21 protein-coding genes are annotated in these 18445 nt (G+C 69.9%); 8 read left to right on the top strand and 13 right to left on the bottom strand.

Annotated features, from left to right (window positions below):
• Positions 1 to 39: 39 nt before the first annotated feature.
• The 4 genes from WA670_RS36335 to WA670_RS36320 are packed head-to-tail and all read left to right on the top strand — an operon-like array spanning position 40 to position 3974.
• Positions 40 to 945: an aminoglycoside phosphotransferase family protein gene (locus WA670_RS36335; protein WP_275295319.1), complete on the top strand. Its 906-nt coding sequence runs from the start codon at positions 40 to 42 to the stop codon at positions 943 to 945.
• A gap of 57 nt (positions 946 to 1002) precedes the next feature.
• Positions 1003 to 2313, top strand: coding sequence for a magnesium transporter MgtE N-terminal domain-containing protein (locus WA670_RS36330; RefSeq protein WP_037815906.1), 1311 nt, complete (start codon positions 1003 to 1005; stop codon positions 2311 to 2313).
• Complete coding sequence (locus WA670_RS36325) at positions 2306 to 2803, top strand: DUF1003 domain-containing protein (RefSeq protein WP_037815909.1); 498 nt, start codon at positions 2306 to 2308, stop codon at positions 2801 to 2803. Before WA670_RS36330 ends, WA670_RS36325 begins: the two co-directional genes overlap by 8 nt.
• Positions 2804 to 2828: 25 nt before the next feature.
• Entirely contained in the window at positions 2829 to 3974 is a 1146-nt protein-coding gene (locus tag WA670_RS36320; protein ID WP_037815911.1) for an Mrp/NBP35 family ATP-binding protein, read from the top strand.
• A 58-nt stretch (positions 3975 to 4032) separates the two neighbouring features.
• On the opposite strand, the gene WA670_RS36315 is transcribed toward WA670_RS36320, so the two are convergent.
• The 5 genes from WA670_RS36315 to sigE all read right to left on the bottom strand — a co-directional run bounded on the left by WA670_RS36315 (position 4033) and on the right by sigE (position 8784).
• Positions 4033 to 4539 (bottom strand): hypothetical protein, encoded by a 507-nt coding sequence (locus WA670_RS36315; protein ID WP_037815913.1) that lies wholly within the window; start codon positions 4537 to 4539, stop codon positions 4033 to 4035.
• A 332-nt stretch (positions 4540 to 4871) separates the two neighbouring features.
• Positions 4872 to 5297: a Sec-independent protein translocase protein TatB gene (gene tatB, locus WA670_RS36305; protein WP_275295321.1), complete on the bottom strand. Its 426-nt coding sequence runs from the start codon at positions 5295 to 5297 to the stop codon at positions 4872 to 4874.
• 98 nt (positions 5298 to 5395) lie between these two features.
• Positions 5396 to 6925, bottom strand: a complete 1530-nt coding sequence (locus tag WA670_RS36300; protein ID WP_134668858.1) for a S1C family serine protease — start codon at positions 6923 to 6925, stop codon at positions 5396 to 5398.
• Between the two features lie 558 nt (positions 6926 to 7483).
• Positions 7484 to 8173 carry an anti-sigma factor family protein gene (locus tag WA670_RS36295; RefSeq protein ID WP_336160776.1) on the bottom strand — a complete coding sequence of 230 codons (690 nt, stop codon included), beginning with the start codon at positions 8171 to 8173 and terminating at the stop codon, positions 7484 to 7486.
• The gene (sigE, locus tag WA670_RS36290; RefSeq protein ID WP_134734579.1) at positions 8170 to 8784 is read right to left on the bottom strand and encodes an RNA polymerase sigma factor SigE; all 615 of its coding nucleotides are present in this window, start codon (positions 8782 to 8784) and stop codon (positions 8170 to 8172) included. The genes WA670_RS36295 and sigE overlap by 4 nt, the downstream gene beginning before the upstream one ends.
• Before the next feature lie 235 nt (positions 8785 to 9019).
• Between sigE and WA670_RS36285 the strand changes: the two genes are divergently transcribed.
• A complete protein-coding gene (locus WA670_RS36285; RefSeq protein WP_009072906.1) occupies positions 9020 to 9676 on the top strand; it encodes an O-methyltransferase in 657 nt (218 codons plus the stop codon).
• Between the two features lie 4 nt (positions 9677 to 9680).
• On the opposite strand, the gene WA670_RS36280 is transcribed toward WA670_RS36285, so the two are convergent.
• Positions 9681 to 10871: an MFS transporter gene (locus WA670_RS36280; RefSeq protein WP_275291072.1), complete on the bottom strand. Its 1191-nt coding sequence runs from the start codon at positions 10869 to 10871 to the stop codon at positions 9681 to 9683.
• Between the two features lie 63 nt (positions 10872 to 10934).
• Between WA670_RS36280 and WA670_RS36275 the strand changes: the two genes are divergently transcribed.
• Both WA670_RS36275 and map read left to right on the top strand, forming a co-directional pair.
• A complete protein-coding gene (locus tag WA670_RS36275; protein WP_037815921.1) occupies positions 10935 to 11831 on the top strand; it encodes a LysR family transcriptional regulator in 897 nt (298 codons plus the stop codon).
• 82 nt (positions 11832 to 11913) lie between these two features.
• Positions 11914 to 12702, top strand: coding sequence for a type I methionyl aminopeptidase (gene map, locus WA670_RS36270; protein WP_037815922.1), 789 nt, complete (start codon positions 11914 to 11916; stop codon positions 12700 to 12702).
• Positions 12703 to 12742: 40 nt separating this feature from the next.
• Here the strand turns inward: map and WA670_RS36265 are convergent, their stop codons facing one another.
• Together WA670_RS36265 and WA670_RS36260 are read right to left on the bottom strand one after the other, a co-directional pair.
• Positions 12743 to 14182: a leucyl aminopeptidase family protein gene (locus WA670_RS36265; RefSeq protein ID WP_336160772.1), complete on the bottom strand. Its 1440-nt coding sequence runs from the start codon at positions 14180 to 14182 to the stop codon at positions 12743 to 12745.
• An 88-nt stretch (positions 14183 to 14270) separates the two neighbouring features.
• Complete coding sequence (locus WA670_RS36260; protein ID WP_005155393.1) at positions 14271 to 14438, bottom strand: DUF3117 domain-containing protein; 168 nt, start codon at positions 14436 to 14438, stop codon at positions 14271 to 14273.
• 202 nt (positions 14439 to 14640) lie between these two features.
• Between WA670_RS36260 and WA670_RS36255 the strand changes: the two genes are divergently transcribed.
• Positions 14641 to 15435 carry an enoyl-CoA hydratase-related protein gene (locus tag WA670_RS36255; protein WP_336160766.1) on the top strand — a complete coding sequence of 265 codons (795 nt, stop codon included), beginning with the start codon at positions 14641 to 14643 and terminating at the stop codon, positions 15433 to 15435.
• 544 nt (positions 15436 to 15979) lie between these two features.
• Here the strand turns inward: WA670_RS36255 and WA670_RS36250 are convergent.
• The 5 genes from WA670_RS36250 to WA670_RS36230 are packed head-to-tail and all read right to left on the bottom strand — an operon-like array spanning position 15980 to position 18326.
• Entirely contained in the window at positions 15980 to 16543 is a 564-nt protein-coding gene (locus WA670_RS36250; protein ID WP_134668847.1) for a DNA-3-methyladenine glycosylase I, read from the bottom strand.
• Positions 16540 to 16995, bottom strand: coding sequence for an SRPBCC family protein (locus tag WA670_RS36245; protein WP_037815932.1), 456 nt, complete (start codon positions 16993 to 16995; stop codon positions 16540 to 16542). The genes WA670_RS36250 and WA670_RS36245 overlap by 4 nt, the downstream gene beginning before the upstream one ends.
• Entirely contained in the window at positions 16988 to 17317 is a 330-nt protein-coding gene (locus WA670_RS36240) for a DivIVA domain-containing protein (protein WP_037815935.1), read from the bottom strand. The genes WA670_RS36245 and WA670_RS36240 overlap by 8 nt, the downstream gene beginning before the upstream one ends.
• Positions 17314 to 18012, bottom strand: a complete 699-nt coding sequence (locus WA670_RS36235; protein WP_238608517.1) for a permease prefix domain 1-containing protein — start codon at positions 18010 to 18012, stop codon at positions 17314 to 17316. The genes WA670_RS36240 and WA670_RS36235 overlap by 4 nt, the downstream gene beginning before the upstream one ends.
• On the bottom strand, positions 18009 to 18326 hold the full coding sequence (locus tag WA670_RS36230) for a helix-turn-helix transcriptional regulator (protein WP_037815937.1): 318 nt from the start codon (positions 18324 to 18326) through the stop codon (positions 18009 to 18011). Before WA670_RS36230 ends, WA670_RS36235 begins: the two co-directional genes overlap by 4 nt.
• Positions 18327 to 18445: the final 119 nt, after the last annotated feature.

Here is an 18445-nt window from a genome sequence, read left to right as displayed (position 1 = left end):
CCCCGGAAACGGTTTGCGCGCCCGACCAGGATGGGCGTTGTGACCGTTTTGGAGATCCCGCCCGTCTTCGCTGAACGCGCCCCCAAGGTGCTCGGTCCGGAAGCCGTCCCGTGGCTCGCCTCGCTGCCCGCGCTCGCGCAGCGGTACGCCCGGAAGTGGGGGCTGGAGTTCGAGGACACCGCCCGGCACGGCTACGTCGGCGTCGTCCAGCCCGCCCGGCGCGCGGACGGTTCCCGCGTCGTGCTGAAACTCGGCTGGGTGGAGGAAGAATCGCGCGACGAGCCGCTCGCACTGTCCACATGGGCCGGTCGAGGATCGGTGCTGCTGCTCGAATCCGCGCCCGAGGACGGCGTGATGCTGCTGGAACGCCTCGACGACAGCCGGACGCTGGAGGACGAACCGCTGCTGCCCGCCGTCGAGATCATGAGCGAACTCGCCCGGCGGCTCGCCGTGCCCGCGCCCGCCGAGCTCACCCGCACGTTGTCCGCAGTCGCGGAGGAACTGCTCGAAGAACTGCCCAAATCGTGGCGGGAGCTGGCCGAACCGCTCCCCCGCCGAGAGCTGGACGCGGCGCTCGAGGTCTGCCGTGACCTCGGCCCGGAAGCCGGAAACGCACTGGTGAACGAGGATCTGCACTACGAGAACGTGCTGTCCGGCATTCGCGAGCCGTGGCTGGTGATCGACCCGAAGCCGCTCGCCGGCGACCTCGAGTACGGCGTGCTTTCGTTGCTGTGGAACCGGTTCAGTGAATCCACACTGGACTCGAAGCTCGCCGCGAGCGGGCTGGACCGCGACCGCGCCAAGGCCTGGACGCTCGTCCGGGCGGTGCAGAACAGGCTGTGGCACGCCCAGGATCTGGTCGATTTCGGCGGATTGCCCGAGGATGACGACGGCCCGTCCGCGGACGCGCTGCCCACGCTCACCCGGTGGGCCATGGCAGGCTGAGAATTCGCCGAGTCGCGGCACGAGCGCACTCGGGCGCCAGCCGATAGTGTCGGCGCCATGGCAGGCACAAACCGGGTTTACGCAGCACAGCTCGCGGGTCTGCCGGTGTTCGGGCCCGACGGGGAGTCGATCGGCAAGGTCCGCGACGTGGTCGCCGGGCTGCGGCTGGACCAGCAGCCGCCGCGGATCCTCGGCATGGTCGTGGAGCTGGCGACCCGGCGGCGGGTGTTCGTGCCCATGCTGCGGGTCACCTCGATCGAACCGAACGCCGTGACGCTGGCCACGGGTTCGGTCAACATGCGGCATTTCCACCAGCGGCCCAACGAGGTGCTGGTGTGCGGCCAGCTTCTCGACGCGCACGCGACGCTCACCGGCGCGGACACCCGGGTGACCGTGGTCGACGCGGCGATGGAGCCGACCCGCACCCGGGACTGGGTGCTGGCGAAACTCGCCGTCCGCGAACGGCCGACCCGGCTGTCCCTGAGCAGGCGGCGCACCGCGATGCAGGTGCTGCCGTGGAACGAGGTCGCCGGGCTCGGGCTCACCGACCTCGCCGGACAGCCGCAAGGCGCGGGCCAGCTGCTGATGCTGTTCGACACGATGCGCGCGGTCGACGTGGCCGCGACCCTGCGCGACCTGCCGATGAAGCGCAGGCACGAGGTCGCCGACGCGATGGACGACGAACGGCTCGCGGACGTCATCGAGGAGCTTCCCGAGGACGACCAGAAGGAACTGCTGTCCTACCTCGCCGAGGAACGCGCCGCGGACATCCTCGAGGCGATGAACCCGGACGACGCCGCCGACCTGCTCGCCGAACTCGCGCCCGCCGAGCAGAGCAGGCTGCTGGAACTGATGGAGCCGGAGGAATCCGCGCCGGTCAAACGGCTGCTGGCGTATTCGTCGGACACCGCGGGCGGTCTGATGACGCCGGAACCGGTGGTGCTGACGCCGGACGCGACGATCGCCGAGGCGCTGGCGCACATCCGCAACGCCGAACTTCCCGCCGCGCTCGCCAGCATGGTGTTCGTGTGCCGTCCGCCGACCGAGACGCCGACCGGCCGGTTCGTCGGCGTCGTGCACTTCCAGCGGCTGCTGCGCGAACCGCCCGCCGAACTGGTGGCCAGCGCGGTGGACACCGACCTCACCGCGTTGCGCCCGCAAGCGACGCTGTCCGAGGTCACCCGGTATTTCGCGGCGTACAACCTGGCCTGCGGCCCGGTCGTCGACGCCGAGGACCACCTGCTCGGCGCCGTCACCGTCGACGACGTGCTCGACCATCTGCTGCCCGACGACTGGCGCGAAACCGGGCTGCACGACGTCACCGATGGCGCCGACGGCGCTGATCTGGAGGAGGCCGAACGTGCCTGAACTCAGGACCGGCCGCAGGCTCGACCAGCCGCGCAGCCAGGCCCGCCTGCGGCTGAACATCGACCCGGACACCTTCGGCCGGTTCACCGAGCGGATCGCGCGCTTCCTCGGCACCGGGAAGTACCTGTTCTGGCAGACGCTGATCGTGGTCGTCTGGATCGTGCTGAACCTGGTCGCGGTGTCGCTGCGGTGGGACCCGTACCCGTTCATCCTGCTCAACCTGGCGTTCTCGACGCAGGCCGCGTACGCCGCGCCGCTGATCCTGCTCGCGCAGAACCGCCAGGACGACCGGGACCGGGTGTCGCTGGAAGAGGACCGCACGCGCGCCGCGCAGACCAAGGCGGACACCGAGTACCTCGCCCGCGAACTGGCGGCGCTGCGGCTGGCGGTCGGCGAGGTCGCGACCCGCGACTACCTGCGCAGCGAGCTCGACCGGCTGCGCGACGATCTCGACGTGGACTCCAAGCCGCGCAAGGCCAAGCAAAGCTGAACTGGGCAGTACGTACGATGGAAGCGTGACTGGTACACAGCAGCTCCCCAGCGTCGACGACGTCCGCACCGCGCTGAAGGACGTGTACGACCCGGAAATCAAAAAACCGATCACCGACCTCGGCATGGTCAAGGACGTGGCGGTCGGTGACGACGGGCTGGTCACCGTCGGGATTTACCTCACGGTCGCGGGCTGTCCGCTGAAGGCGACGCTGACCGAGGACACCAAGAAGGCCGTCTCGAAGCTCGCCGGCGTCGCCGACGTCAAGGTCGAGCTGGACGTGATGAGCGACGAGCAGCGCACTGAGCTGCGCAAATCGCTGCGCGGCGACGCGGCGGAACCGGTGATCCCGTTCGCGCAGCCGGGTTCGATGACGCGGGTGTACTGCGTGGCGTCCGGCAAGGGCGGCGTGGGCAAATCGTCGGTGACGGTGAACCTCGCCGTGGCGATGGCCGAGCGCGGCCTGTCGGTCGGCGTGGTGGACGCGGACATCTACGGCCACTCGGTGCCGCGCATGCTGGGCGCGCGCGAGAAGCCGACGAAGGTCGACACGATGATCATGCCGCCGCAGGCGCATGGCGTGAAGGTCATCTCGATCGGCATGTTCACCCCGGGCAACACCCCGGTCGTGTGGCGCGGCCCGATGCTGCACCGCGCGCTGCAGCAGTTCCTGGCCGACGTGTTCTGGGGCGACCTGGACATCCTGCTGCTGGACCTGCCGCCGGGCACCGGCGACATCGCGATTTCGGTGGCGCAGCTGATCCCGAACGCGGAAATCCTCGTGGTGACCACGCCGCAGCAGGCCGCCGCCGAGGTGGCCGAGCGCGCGGGCGCGATCGCGATGCAGACGCGGCAGCGCGTCGCGGGCGTGATCGAGAACATGTCGTGGCTGGAAACCCCGACCGGCGAACGCATCGAGGTCTTCGGCGCGGGCGGCGGCCAGACGGTGGCGGATTCGCTGTCGAAGTCGGTGGGCTCCACGGTGCCGCTGCTGGGCCAGGTCCCGCTGGACCCGCGGCTGCGCGAACAGGGCGACGAGGGCACGCCGATCGTGCTGTCCGATCCGGAGGCGCCGGCGGCGCTGGTGCTGAAGGACGCGGCGAAGCAGCTGTCGGTCCGGGCGCGCGGGCTGGCCGGGATGATGCTGAACGTCAGCCCCGCCGGACGCTGATCCTGCTCAGCAAAGAGGCGTGCACCTGATCCAGGTGCACGCCTCTTTTTTGTGCTTTTTAGGACGCGTGGATCGTCACCAGGAGGGCGCCGGACTCGCGGAGCGTCACCTTGGTGTCGCCCGGCTTGCTCACGGTCCAGTCGATGTCCTCGGGCTTCTTCGCGGACACGTCGCCCGACTTGTCCGGCAGGTCCTGGACGTCGATGTTCTGCGGCTGGTCGGACGACACGAGGATCTTCACCTTGTTGCCGACCTTGACGTCGACGACCTCAGCCGGCGGCGTGACCTTCCCGCCCTGGTAGGCGACGGTGACCAGTACGTCGACACCCGCCTCGCCGGTCTGCGCGCCGCGCTTGACGTTCGGCTGCTCACCGGTGGCACTGCCGTTCCCAGGAGCGCTCGACGGAGCGTTCGACGGGGCCGAAGAGGACGGCATCGCCGGGGCGGGCACCGAAGTGTAGGTGGCGGGCGCCTTGGTGCTGGGCTCGTCGTCGGCACTGCACCCGGCGACGGCGAAGGCGGCCGCAGCGATCGTTCCGGCCAGCGCAGCCGCACGGCGTGACATATCGGGAACCTCCAGGGTCGGTTGAGCTGATGCCCTGAGGCTACCCAGCCTGATCAGCGCGTCGCCCGGCTGGTCGTACGAGGAATCAGGTCGCGTCCGGATCCACCGGCGGACGCTCGCCCGGCTTCAACGGCTCCGGCTGCGGCAACGCGGTCTGCGGCTTGATCGTCGGAGCACCGTTGGAGCCGTTCCCGTTCGACCCAGCGGATCCGAATCCCGGTCGAACAAATGCTGCGCGACAACCCGCTTCGGATCGAGATTGCGCAGGCCGCGCAGGTCTTCCAAGGGCTTCCGCAACTGGTCAGCCTCGGGATCCATCTCCTCGCGAGGAATCAGGTCGCGTCCGGATCCACCGGCGGACGCTCACCCGGCTTCAACGGCTCCGGCTGCGGCAACGCGGTCTGCGGCTTGATCGTCGGAGCACCGTTGGAGCCGTTCCCGTTCGATCCGTTGAGCTCGTTCTTGAACCCGTTCAACCCCAGCGGATCCGAATCCCCGTCGAACAAATGCTGCGCGACAACCCGCTTCGGATCGAGGTTGCGCAGGCCACGCAGGTCTTCCAGGGGTTTGCGCAACTGGTCGAACTCGGGGCCCATTTCCTCGCGCAGCTGCTCGCGCGCGCCGGTCGCGAAGTCGCGGGCCTTGCGGACGCTCCTCGCCATCCAGGCCGCCGCTTCGGGCAGCCGTTCGGGTCCGAGGATGAAAAGCCCCGCGATGATGATCACGAGGATCTCGCCCCAGCCGACACTGTCGAACACCCGTGAAACCTCCGCTCGGTGCTGCCCCGCCCAAGACTACCCGGGCCGTTTCTCGTCCCGGCAGGCCCGAACGTCGCACGGGAGCTTAAGAACGGGTGTCAGTCCGACCCAAGAGTGACGTCCACCACCAGCAGCGCGCCGTCGCGAGCCAGTTGCACCGGGACGACCTGGCCGGGATCGTGGCTGCGCACCGCGACGGTCAGTTCGGCGGAGTCGCGCACGACGTGGTCGCCAACCTTGGTGATCACGTCGCCTTCCTTGATCCCCGCCGACGCCGCCGGTCCGCCCGGGGCGACGTTGCGCACCTGCGCGCCCATCGTGGTCGAGCCGGCGACCGTCGAGGCCGCGTTGATCCCGATGTCGGCATGCTTGACCTTGCCGTCCTTGATCAGCGCCTTGGCGATCTTGATCGCGTAGTCGCTGGGAATGGCGAACCCGATGCCGATGCTGCCGCCGTCGGAGCTGGACGAGCGGATCGCGGAGTTGATCCCGACCAGCGCCCCGGTCGAGTCGACAAGCGCACCGCCCGAGTTGCCGTGGTTGATCGCCGCGTCGGTCTGGATGGCCGAATAGGTGACCGGAGCCGCCCCGTTGTCGCCGCCTGCGGTGACCGGCCGGTCGAGCGCGCTGACGATGCCCGCGGTGATCGAGTTCTGCAGCGCGAGCGGCGAGCCGACCGCGATCACCGCGTCCCCGACCTGCAGATCCGACGACTTCCCGACCTGCATCACGACCGGGTTGGTCACGTTGACCTTCACCACGGCGAGGTCGGTCTTCTGATCCGCGCCCACGATCTTGGCCTCGGTGCGCGTCCCGTCGTTGAACACCGCGGTGATCTTCGTAGCCGCGTCGCCGACCGCCGTCGCGACCACGTGCTCGTTGGTCAGCACGTACCCCTGCGGATCGATCACCACGCCGGAGCCCTGCTCGCCGCTGTCCGCGCCAGGCTTGACGACCTCCAGCGAAACCACCGCGGGCGACACCCGCCGCGCGATGTCCGCGAGCGACCCCGGCGGCCGCTCCTTGGCCGCCTCCGCCTCGGAAATCGTGGCGCTGCCGGTCAACGCGGACCCCGTGTCCGCGACCCACCAGCCGACCAGCCCGCCCACCGCGCCGATCACCAGCGCGACGACCCCCAGCAAAGCCAACGCCTTCGGCTGCACCCGCCGCCCGAACAACACCTCGGGCAAGCTCAACTGCGCGCCCTTGGGCAGCTTCGGCTTCTCGGCCTCGTCCTCCTCCGGAGCGACCGCGGGCCCAGCCAACACCGCCCCGGCCGCCGGATCCCGCCACGGATCGCTGGCGTCCGTCCACAACGGATCTTCGGAAGTACCGCTCTCCCCGGAAGCCTCGAGCGGCCGCTGCAGCCGCACTCCCTCGGCCCCCGCGGGACGGCTGAACGCCTCCGCCAGCGACTCCGGCGTAGGCGGCGCGAGATTGAGCTTCTGCCCGTTCCCGTTGGGCGCAGGGGTGTAAAGCTTGTCGAACGCCCCCTCGACCCCGTGCGGCCGCCCGAAGACAGCCGCCTGCTGCTGGTCGACCGCGGGCCGCTCAAGCGGCCGAGGCCCCAACCGGTCCGTTCCGACGGCACCGGACTGATCAGAATTAGCGTTCGGCTGGTCGGTCATCATTCCCCGGGATGCGGTTCAGTCTGGCTGGGAGTCGACGATACCCAAGCCTAGGGATGAGTGTGCCCAGGCCGCAGTGAAATGCCTGTTGCCTGCCACTCCCACACCCCCGCCCGCCAGCCGCCAGTCAGTGAGGGGCCCCTTCACGGACCTGGATTCCCTCAAGGAGCCCTTCACGGACCACCCCCGCCCCGCCAGGGATGCGCCCCAATGCGGCATTGGGTGCATCTGACGCACCCAATGCGGCGTTCGGTGCGTCCCACGCACCCAATGCCACATTGGGGGCGCTAACCCCGCCCCCAACCGCCGCCCGCCGAATCCACCGCAACCACGCCCCCACCCCGCGCGCCCAAAACCGCAGCCAGTGCACCCAACGCATCGAGGCACCCACACCACCCCCGCACCCCGATACGAAGCCAAAATGCGGACGGCGGGTGCTTGTCAAGGCATCTTTCCCGCCTTGACAAGCACCCGCCGTCCGTCATCACAATCAGCTTCGGGGTGCCCCACGCAACGAAGGGGCGCAATGTCGCCGCCAGGCGACGAGCCACCCGCGATCTACCGAGCCGCGACAGCAGCCCCAGCCCGAACCACCCCAGCTTCTTCCGGCTCCGGCGAAGACGAAGGAGAAGGCGCAGGAGAGGAAGAAGACCCACCAGCCCGAGGCACATTCATATTCGCTGGCAGCAAATTAGCGTTAGGCGTCCGAACCGGCCCACTCCCGCCGGACCCGTCCCCGCTATCCGCCGCGGTCCCGACGAGCGCGAGCGCGCTCAGCACGAGCCCGGACACCACGACTCCGGCTCCTTGCGCCGCCCGCTTCCGGCTGAAAGCGAACCGACCGCCGCCGAGCACGTTCGCCGACTGCCCGAGCGGCGCGGTTGTTCCCAACGGCGCAGCACCCCCGAGCACCCCCGCGTCGCGCAGTCCAGCCACCCGGTCCGGCCGCTGGATCGCCACCAGCTGACCATCCGCGGTGACCGCGAGGTTGTCCGGCGTGCCCGGCAGGTCAGTGTGCTCCGGAATGGACCGGAGACTGGCCAGGAAGCCCGCCGACATCGACGGCGCGCCCGCGTCCTTCACCGCCGCGACGGCCTGCCGCTGCGACGTCACCTCGGCCGCGCAGTCCGGGCAGCGCGCGAGGTGCGCGAGCGCGCGGTCGTGGGCGACCGGCGTCAGCTCGCCGTCGACCAGTGCGACTACCGCGTCGGGCATGAGGTGGGATTCGGCGAAACGCCAGCCGGTCATACGGGCACCTTCGCAGATTCCTCCCGGGCCGCGCGACGGCGCTCCAGCGACGCGCGCAGCGCCGAGCGGCCGCGGTGGATGCGGCTGCGCACGGTGCCGAGCTTGACGCCCAGCGTCGCGCCGATCTCCTCGTACGACAGTCCTTCCACGTCGCACAGCACGACCGCGGCCCGGAACTCCGGGGGCAGCTCGTCGAGCGCCTCCTGCAGGTCGGGGTCGAGGTGGGTGTCGCTGTAGTGCTGCTCGGGGCTCGGGTCGTCGCCGACGATCCGGTCGGTGTCCTCGGGCAGTCCCTCCATGCGCACGCGCGAGCGGCGGCGCGCCATGTCGAGGAACAGGTTCGTGGTGATCCGGTGCAGCCAGCCCTCGAAGGTGCCGGGCTTGTACGACGCGAGCGACCGGAAGACGCGGATGAACGTCTCCTGGGTCAGGTCCTCGGCGTCGTGCGTGTTGCCGGTGAGGCGGTAGGCGAGCCGGTACACGCGGTCGGCGTGTTCGCGCACGACCTCGTCCCACGAGGGCGGCGTCCAAGCCGTCTCGGCTGCGTCCACGGTCACCGGGGCGGCTTCCGGCAGTTCGGCGTTCTGCATCAGGGGAGCAGGCACCTCCATCTGGGTCAACTCCTCTTCACCTCTGCCAACGCGGGCCGGGCACACGGTGTTCCCGTGTGGTTGAGACTCAGTCTGTCGGTCTTCCTTATGGAACTCATGAGACCGATCTGAGAGCAGCCTGAGAAGTTGGCCGGCGAGGTCCTTTCCAGGGCGATCGCGGGCTTTCCCCCGGGCCGGAAGGCGCTTACCAGGGAGCCTTCGCTGATTTATCGACAACCAGCGCTAACCTTCGCGCGTGAGTTCGGGGACAGAGGCGGCGGCCGAGACCGGGGCGGTCGGCGCCGAGCAGGTCGACGGGTACCTGCCCGACGACGACGTGCTGGCCGCGGCACGGCTGCGCGCGGTCGACCTCGGGTGCGCCCCGCTGGCCCCCGGAGCAGGCACGACGCTGCGGTTTCTCGCCGCGACGGTCGCCGCGCGGGCGGTCGTGGAGGTCGGCACCGGATCCGGCGTGAGCGGGCTGTACCTGCTGCGCGGGATGGCCCCCGACGGCGTGCTGACCTCGATCGACGTCGAGCCGGAGTACCAGCGCGCGGCGCGCAAGACCTTCCTCGAGGCGGGCTATCCGCCGGGCCGGATGCGACTCATCGTCGGCCGCGCGCTGGACGTGCTGCCGCGGCTCACGCCGGGCGGCTACGACCTGGTGTTCGTCGACGCCGCGCGGATCGAGTACCCGGGCTACTACGAGCAGGGCGTGGCCTTGCTGCGCCGCGGCGGGGTGATCGTGTTCCACCAGGTACTGGCGGGCGGCAGGCTCACCGACCCGGCGCGGCGCGATCCGGAGACGATGGCGTTGCGCGAGGTCGCGCGAGCGGTCCGCGAGGACGACCGGCTGATCCCGGCGCTGCTGCCGGTCGGCGGCGGACTGCTGGTGGCCACCGCGTGCTCGTGAGCGGTCAGCTCCCCACCAGCACCCGCTTCTCGCTCCGCACCCGCGTGCCCACCTGCACCGCCGCCACGGCCAGCCCGAGCCACACCACGACGGCCACGATCAACCAGCTCCACCCGTCCGCTCCGTAGACGACGCTGCCGACCCCGCCGCCGACGCTGCTGCCCAGGTAGTACATGAGCATGTACAGCCCGCCGACCTGTCCGCGCGCGTTCTCCGGGGCCTCAGCTGCGGCCCAGCTGTTCGCGATCGAATGCGCGGCGAAGAACGCCGTCGTCAGCACGAGGAAGCCGACGACGATCAACGGCAGCGAGTCCGGAATCGTCAGCAGCGCCCCGACGGCGGTCAGCAACAGCGCTCCGACCAGCGCCTGCCGACGGCCGATCCGCGCGGACAACCGGTTGGCCGTGGCCGAGGAAACCGAGCCCAGCGCGTACGACACGAACACCAGCGACGCGATCGCCGGCGACAGGTTCAGCGGCTCGCCGGTCAGCCGGAACCCGGCCGCGTTGTACAGCGCGACGAACGCGCCCATGGCCAGCAGCGCGACGGCGTACTGCGCGAGCAACACCGGCCGGCGCACCGCGGAAAGCAGGCCGACGCCGATGTCGCGAAGGCCCTGCCGCTCCCCCGTCCGGACCGGCGAAGGCGGCAGCGTCACCACAGTCACGACCGCGCAGACCAGCGAAAGCCCAGCCACCACGTACAGCGCGCCGCGCCAGCCGAACGGACCGGCGGTGAACCCGGTGGCCAGCCGCCCGGTCATGCCGCCGATGGTGTTGCCCGCGATCATCGCGCCGACCGCGGCCGCGACGCCGGTCTTCCCGAGCCGTTCCACGAGATAAGCGGTGGCCACGCCGGGGAATCCGGCGATCGCGACGCCCTGCACCGCGCGCAGCACCAGCAGCAGCGGGTAGTTCGGCATCAGCGGAAGCAGAAGCCCGAGCACCGAGGAGAGCACGACGGACGCGATGATCACCGGCCGCCGCCCGATCGCCTCGGACAACGCGGCGATGGGCAGCACGGAGATCGCCAGCGCGCCGGTCGCCACGCTCACCGCGAGCGCCGCGCCGCCGGGATCGAGGTGGTACTGCCCGGCGAGCTGCGGCAGGACCGCCTGCGGGGCGTAGAGCAGGGCGAACGACGTGAAGCCCGCGGCGGCGACCGCGACCTTGGCCCGGCGGGCGGAGGACAGCATGACCTCGAAAGTAAGCTTCGCTAATCAATACGTCTAATACGCAGATCTGCCATCATTCATACCGTGCCGAATGAGAGCCTCACTGCGCAGCTCGTCCCGCACCTGTGTCTGCTGGCCACACTGCGAAGCACCGGAAACGTCACTCGCACGGCCGAGCTCCTCGGAGTGCCGCAACCCACAGTCAGCAGGCGACTGGCCGCGCTCGGACAGACCCTCGGCGCACCGCTGACCGTGCCCGACGGGCGCGGTGTCCGGCTCACCCGCGCCGCCGAACTGCTGGCCGACGCTGCGGAACGCGCCCTTCCCGTGGTCGACGCCGGGGTCCGCCTCGCCCGCGAGGAGATCGAGCCGGCGAGCGGCCGCGTCGTGCTCGGATTTCTGCACCTGCTCGGCCGGTCGCTGGTGCCGGAATTGCTGCGCAGGTATCGCGAACAGGCCCCGACCGCCCGGTTCTCCCTCGTGCAGGGTTCGTTGCAGGACATGGTCGACCGGCTCGTGTCCGGCGAACTCGATCTCGCTCTGCTTGCCCCGGTCGTCGAGGACGAACGGCTGGAGACCGTCGTGCTCGACCGGCAGCCGATCCATCTGTCGGTCCCGGCCGGGCACCGGTTGGCCGGGCGGCGCAGCGTGCGCGTCGCGGAGCTGGCCGACGAGCCGTTCGTGCTGCTGGAACCCGGCTACGGACTGCGCCGGATCACCGACGACCTCTGCGCTGCCGCCGGTTTCACGCCGAAGGTCGCCTTCGAGGGGCAGGAATCCGACACTGTCCGCGGACTCGTCGGAGCCGGGCTGGGCGTCGCGCTCCTGCCGCGCTTCGAGCCGGGCTCCCCGGCCGGGGTCGCGGAGGTGCCGCTGCACCCGCCGGTCCACCGGACGATCGGGCTGGCCTGGCGCGCCGGGGAACCGCTTTCGCCCGCCGTCCAAGCGTTCCGCGACCACGTGCTCGGCAGGACGGATTAGCCGCCGGGGTGGTATTTGTATCCCGGTACCGTGCTAGCGTTTCCGGTATAGAAATACCGGAACTTGAGGACGCGAGGTAGTCGTGATCGAGCTGAAGACGCCTGCGGAGATCGACCGCATGCACGTGACCGGGCGGTTCATCGCCGAGGTGCTGACCGAGGTCGGCAAGCTCGCCGACGTCGGCGTCAACCTGATGGACATCGAGCACCACGTGCGCGGCATGATCAAGCGGCGCGGGGCCGTCTCGTGCTACTGGGATTACGCGCCGTCGTTCGGCGAGGGCCCGTTCCGCAACGTCATCTGCCTCTCGGTCAACGACGCCGTCCTGCACGGCCTTCCGCACGACTACCCGCTTCGCGACGGCGACGTGCTCACCGCGGACATCGCGGTCACCATCGACGGCTGGGCGGCCGACTCGGCGCGCACGATCATCGTCGGCACGCCCGCCGAGGAGGACCAGCGGATCATCCGGGCCACCGAGGAAGCGCTGGAAGCCGCCATCGAGGCATCCCGTCCGGGCAACCGGCTCGGCGACATCTCGGCCGCGATCGAGGCGGTCGCGACCGGCTACGGCTACCCGGTCAACACCGAGTTCGGCGGGCACGGCATCGGCCGCACCATGCACGGCGACCCGCACGTGTCCAATCGCGGCCGGGCAGGCCGCGGCATGAAACTCCGGCCCGGCCTGACGCTCGCGCTGGAACCGTGGCTGGCTCGCACGACGGACAAGATCGTCTACGACCCGGACGGCTGGACCATCCGTTCCGCGGACGGCTCACGCACCTCGCATTCCGAGCACACAGTCGCGATCACCGACGGGGACCCGATCGTGCTGACCCGCCGCGAGGAAGAGCTGGCAGGGAAGAACTAGCCCGCACTGCCGCGGCGACTTCCGCCGCGGCAGCGACCGGCTAGCCCTCGTAGGAAGCCGCGAACTCCACCAACGTCCGCGCCGCGAACCCGGACGCGCCGGGCACCACGTCGTCGTACGTCTTGTCCGCGCGCGCCGGGCCCGCGATGTCCAGGTGCGCCCACGGCAGCCCCGCGGTGAACTCGCGCAGGAACAGCGCCGCCATGATCCCGCCCGGGCCGCCGGGGGCCTGCCGGACGTCGCCGAGTTCGCCCTCGATGCCGGTCGCGTAGTCCTCGACCAGCGGCATCCGCCACCAGGCCTCGCCGGCGCGGGCACCCGCCTCGATCACGCGGGCGGCGAGGTCGTCGTCCGTCGCGAAGACGCCGCCGGTGCGCAGGCCGAGCGACACCTTCATCGCGCCGGTCAGCGTGGCCGCGTCGACGATCAGGTCCGGCTTGAACTGGGAGATTCCGTAGGCGAGCGCGTCGGCCATCACCATCCGGCCCTCGGCGTCGGTGTTGCCGATCTCGGTGGTCCGGCCGCCGTAGTGCCGCACGATGTCGCCGGGCCGGTACGAGCCGCCGGAGACGTGGTTTTCCGCCGCGGGCACCAGCGCGGTGACGCGCACCGGCAGCTTCAGCTCCCCGATCGCGCGCATCGCGGCGATCACGGCCGCGCCGCCCGCCATGTCGGTGCGCATCAGGTGCATGCCGTCGGCGGGCTTCAGCGAAATGCCGCCGGTGTCGAAGGTGATCCCCTTGCCCACGAACAGCAGGTGCTTCGTCGCGCCGCGCGGGCGGTGCGTCATCTCAATGAGCCGCGGCGGCGAAGCCGAACCGCCGCCGACCGCCAGGACTCCGCCGAACCCCTTGTCGGCGAGCCACTTCTCGTCCCGCACGGTCACGTCGACCGTGCCGCCCAGCACCTTCGCCGCGGTGTTCGCCAGCCACGCCGGGTTCTTGATGTTCGACGGCGCGTTCGCCAGGTCGCGAGTAAAGGCAGCAGCCGCCGCGAGAACGCGTACGCGCGCTACGGCGTCTGCGTACGTGGGTACGGCACGCTCGTGCGCGACAACGAGGCGTACGGCGGGCACCGGCGGCTTCGGCTCTGTCGTGGTGACCACGAACCGGTATCCGCCCAGCGACAGTCCAATCGCCAATTCGGCTGCGTGCTCGGCTGTCGCGTCTTCGGGCAGTACGACCTGGACTGTCCGGATCGGACGGTCCCCGGCCGCTTCGCGGAACGCGCGCGCCAACGCGGCACCGGTCTGTCGAAAGTCCTTCGGCGCGCCTTCGCCGATGCCGGCGACCCAGCGCGGAGCGTCGCCGTCTTCGGGCACTTCGCGTACTTCGGCGGCGCGTCCGCTCGACCCGTACGCTGTGCCTTCCTCCGCCTCGGCCGGCGCGATCAGCACTGCTCGCGGGACTCCGCGGCGCGTCGCGGCGACGACCTCGATTTCGGGCAGCTTCGTGGGGACGGGTGGTAGCGAGTTACGCACAGCGAGCAACCTTAGGGCGCAGACGAACCGACCCCGGCCTCCAGAAGGAGACCGGGGTGCACAGTGGACAGAGCGGGGAGAGCGCAGGTCAGCCAGTGACCTCCTGCAATGCGGCGCCGAGGTCCTTCGCTTCCTCCGCGGAGAGCTCGACGACCAGCCGGCCGCCACCCTCCAGTGGCACCCGCATGACGAGGCCCCGCCCCTCCTTGGTCACTTCGAGGGGACCATCTCCGGTCCGGGGCTTCATGGCCGCCATAGCGTGCTCCCTCCGTCTCAACCGGCGCGCCCGGGTCGCGCACTCCCATGCCAGCCGGGTCTCGTCCCCCATTGTCCCTCATCAGCGCCCGGGCGCGAACGCGGACCGATCATTTGCCGCCGCATCGGTGCTGGTATGCCGCCCGCCGAGGGTGCGAGACTCAGTCCCGAGAACCCGAGCCGCCGCTTCAGAGGAGCATTTCGTGACCACATCCGACGTCCTGTTGACCGCCGACGCCGACGGCGTGCGCACCCTGCGGCTGAACCGGCCGGAGGCGTACAACTCGCTGACCGTCGAGCTCAAGGAGCGCCTGATCGCCGAGCTGCGCGCGGCCGCCGAGGACCCGGACGTCCGCGCGGTGGTGCTCACCGGCACCGGCAAGGCGTTCTGCGCCGGACAGGACCTCAAGGAGCACGTCGGCCTGCTGCAGGCGAACGACCCTGCCCCGCTGCACACGGTGAGCGACCACTACAACCCGATCGTCAAGGCGATCACCGGGATGCCGAAGCCGGTCATCGCGGCGGTGAACGGCACCGCGGCCGGGGCTGGCGCGGCCTTCGCCTATGCCAGCGACCTGCGGATCGCGGCGGAGTCGTCGTCGTTCTTGATGGCGTTCGCGAATGTCGGGCTTGGGCCGGACTCGGGCGCGTCGTGGACGTTGCAGCGGTTGATCGGGTATGGCCGGGCTGCCGAGTTGATGTTGATGGCGCGGACGGTGGACTCGACGGAGGCGTTGCGGATCGGGCTCGTCGGGGAGGTTGTGCCGGACGAGGAGCTGGCCGCTCGGGCGCAGAAGGTGGCGGCGAAGCTCGCGGCTGGGCCGACTGTGGCTTACGCGAAGATCAAGAGTGTGTTGGGGGTGGCGGCTGAGTCTTCGTTGGAGGAGGCGTTGGCTGCTGAGGACGCTGCGCAGACGGAGTTGGGGGGTACTGCGGATCACGCGGAGGCTGTGGAGGCGTTTGTGGGGAAGCGGCGGCCTAATTTTCAGGGGAAGTGAAGGGTTAAAGAGGAGCGGCTGCGCCGCATAAGAAAAGAGGGTTGCGTGGGGCACCCCGAAGCTTGATTGTGCTGACGGTTCGGGGGTGCTTGTCAAGGCGGGAAAGATGCCTTGACAAGCACCCCCGAACCGCAGGAGAGCTTCGTATCGGGGTGCGGGGGAGGGCTGGGTGCCTCGCTCGTTGGGTGCATCGGCTGCGGGATGGGCTTGGTGCCTCAACGCGTTGGGTGCACCGGCTGCGGGGGGCTGGGTGCACTGATTGTTGGGTGCACCGGCGGCGGTTTGGTTGGGGTGGGGGTTAGCGCCCCAATGTGGCATTGGGTGCGTTGGATGCACCGAACGCCACATTGGGTGCATCTGACGCACCCAATGCCACATTGGGGGCGTATCGCGGGTGGCGGGCGGGGCGGGCAGCTGCCGGGTGGTCCGTGAAGGGCTCCTTGAGGGAATCTACGTCCGTGAAGGGGCCCCTCACCGAACGAGCGGCCGGTCGTGAGGGCCACCCTGGGGGAATCTGTGTACGTGAGGGTTCCCCTCACGTACTTCACGTTGCGCGGAAGCAGCCTTTTACGTGGTCGTCGACCATGCCGGTGGCTTGCATCAGCGCGTAGCAGGTGGTCGGGCCCAGGAAGGCGAAGCCGCGCTTCTTCAGGTCCTTCGCCATTGCCTTCGACTCGTCGGTGATCGCCGGGACGTCGGCCATGGTGCGGGGGCGGCGGTGTTTCGCGGGGGCGAAGGACCACAGCAGCTTGTCCAGTGGGATGTCCAGGTCTGCGACAGCGCGGGCGTTCTTCACGGCTGCCTCGATCTTCGCGCGGTTGCGGACGATTCCCGCGTCTTGCATGAGGCGGTTGACGTCCTTTTCGCTGAAGCGGGCGACCTTCTCCGGTGCGAAGCCTCGGAAAGCTTTCCGGAAGTTCTCGCGTTTGCGGAGGATGGTGATCCAGGACAGTCCGGACTGAAACGATTCCAGGCACAGGCGTTCGTACAGCTCGGCCTCGCCGTGGAGCGGGACGCCCCACTCCTCGTCGTGGTACGTCGCGTAATCGGGGGCTGAGTTACCCCAGCTGCAGCGGGCGATGCCGTCTTCGCCCAGTAGCTCCGTCATTGTTCCCCCATTGAATAATTTTCCGCGAACCTCGCGAACTGTCGCAGTGAATGGCGTACACCGAGGGCGAACGCGGGGCGCGCCAGGGGCCAGCCTGCGCGGCCTAGCAGGCCGAAGGGCAGTTTGAGGTGTTCGGCCCACACGAAGGTGCAGTGGCCGGCGCCCTTCGACAGCACCTGGAACACGCCGGTTCCCTGCACCAGGCTGCCCAGGTGGCGCACCGTGCAGCGCAGGGGCGGTTCCCAGGTCGTGATCTCCATCGTGTCGGTGAAGCCGATGCCTCCGAAGCCGGTGAAGGCCGCGAGTTTCGAGCCGACGCTGCGGCCGTTGCCCTCGACGACCCGTACCTGCGTGCCGAGCATCCACTCACCCTGGCGGGCCCAGTCGGTGAGTGCGAGCCAGGTCGTGCCAGCCGGTGCCGCGACGTCTACGGACAGCACCAGGTCACTCACCCGTCGGCCTCCGGTGCGCTGCTTCGCGGGGCTGTTGCGCGGCCTCGAGCCGGGCGACCCGTTCGCGCAGTTCGTCCAGTTCCACGCCGGTCCTGCGCAGCACCCAGTCCACTTCGGACATCTTGTACCCGCGGAACACCAGCTGGAAGCGTACCTGGCGGACGTCCTCGCCGGTGATGTCCTCGGCGGGCAGACGAGTGGGCGAGCTGCCCGGCGGCAGCGGCGCCAGTTCCTCGCCCCGGCCGAACACCACAGCGGCCAGGAGGAACACCACGGCGGCCACCAGCAGCATGACTACGAGGTAGATCAGCGCGGTCGTCACGCGACGATCGTGGCACACCGCCGCCAGGAACGTCGCGCTAGCACGACAAGTCGGAACGACAGGACCACCCAGGCGACCATCAGCACGCCGCACGGGCCGCTCAGGAACAGCCGCGCCGCGTCGACCACGCCGGTCGCTCCGATCAGCAGCAGCACGGAGAACAGGTTGAGGCCCACCGCGATCGCGCCGAGCGTCCGGCTGACCCGGGCCGTGCGGACGCCGTCGAACCGGCGGCTGAGGAACCGCGTGCCCAGCAGCGCGAGCAGGCCGAGCACCGGCACGGCGTAGATCGCGGCGTGGGTGAACTGCGTGACGTACGGATACCAGCCGGGGTTCGGCGTGGTCAGCCGCGACCAGGAGCCGTACGTGAAGATGCGCGCCACCTCCCACGACGTCTGCATCGCGGGCACGCCGAGCACGAGCAGCCACAGCGTCCGTACGCCGTTGTGCATGCTCAGTTCCGCTTGGTAGTCACCGGCGATCTCGCGGACCTGACCGAAATCCGCTACCGCGCGGCGTTGCGCCTCGACCTCGCTCCAGCCGCCCTCGCGGTACGCCTCGGCCGCGTCGCGCAGACCGTCGCGGGCTTCGGCGAGCAGGTCCGCTTTCGTGCCGCGGCGGCCGATCAGCGCGCGGTCCAGTTCGGCCAGGTAGGCCTCGATGGGGCTTGCCGCGGTCTGGCTTGTCGTGGTCATGGTTCCAGCACTCCACCGATCACCGTGGTGAACTCCCGCCACTGCACCCGTTCCGCGGCCAGCGCCTGCTGCCCGGCGCGAGTGAGCCGGTAGGTGCGCCGCTTGCGGCCGGACACCACGTCCCACTCGCTGGCAAGCCAGCCGGCGCGCTCGAGCCGGCGCAACGCCGGGTACACCGTGCCGGTGGGCAGGTCGAGCGCTCCGTCGCTGCGCAGCGCCAAAGCCTCGATGATCGCGTATCCGTGCAGCTTGCGGCCGTCGAGTACGGCGAGCAGCAACGCGTCGAGGTGTCCGCGCAACGTGTCCGCTTTCATAGGTCGGCAGTCTACTCATCTTGACCCTGGCAGGCTAATCTCCGCGCCTTCCCGAACCGTCCGGGAAAAACCCTGAGATCACCCCGATCTCATGGGTTTTCCCGCTACATGTAGCCGCG

Origin of the sequence: Amycolatopsis sp. VC5-11 (assembly GCF_037034185.1) — a bacterium.
GTDB lineage: Bacteria > Actinomycetota > Actinomycetes > Mycobacteriales > Pseudonocardiaceae > Amycolatopsis > Amycolatopsis nivea.
This window is presented reverse-complemented; position numbering and strand designations above follow the sequence as displayed.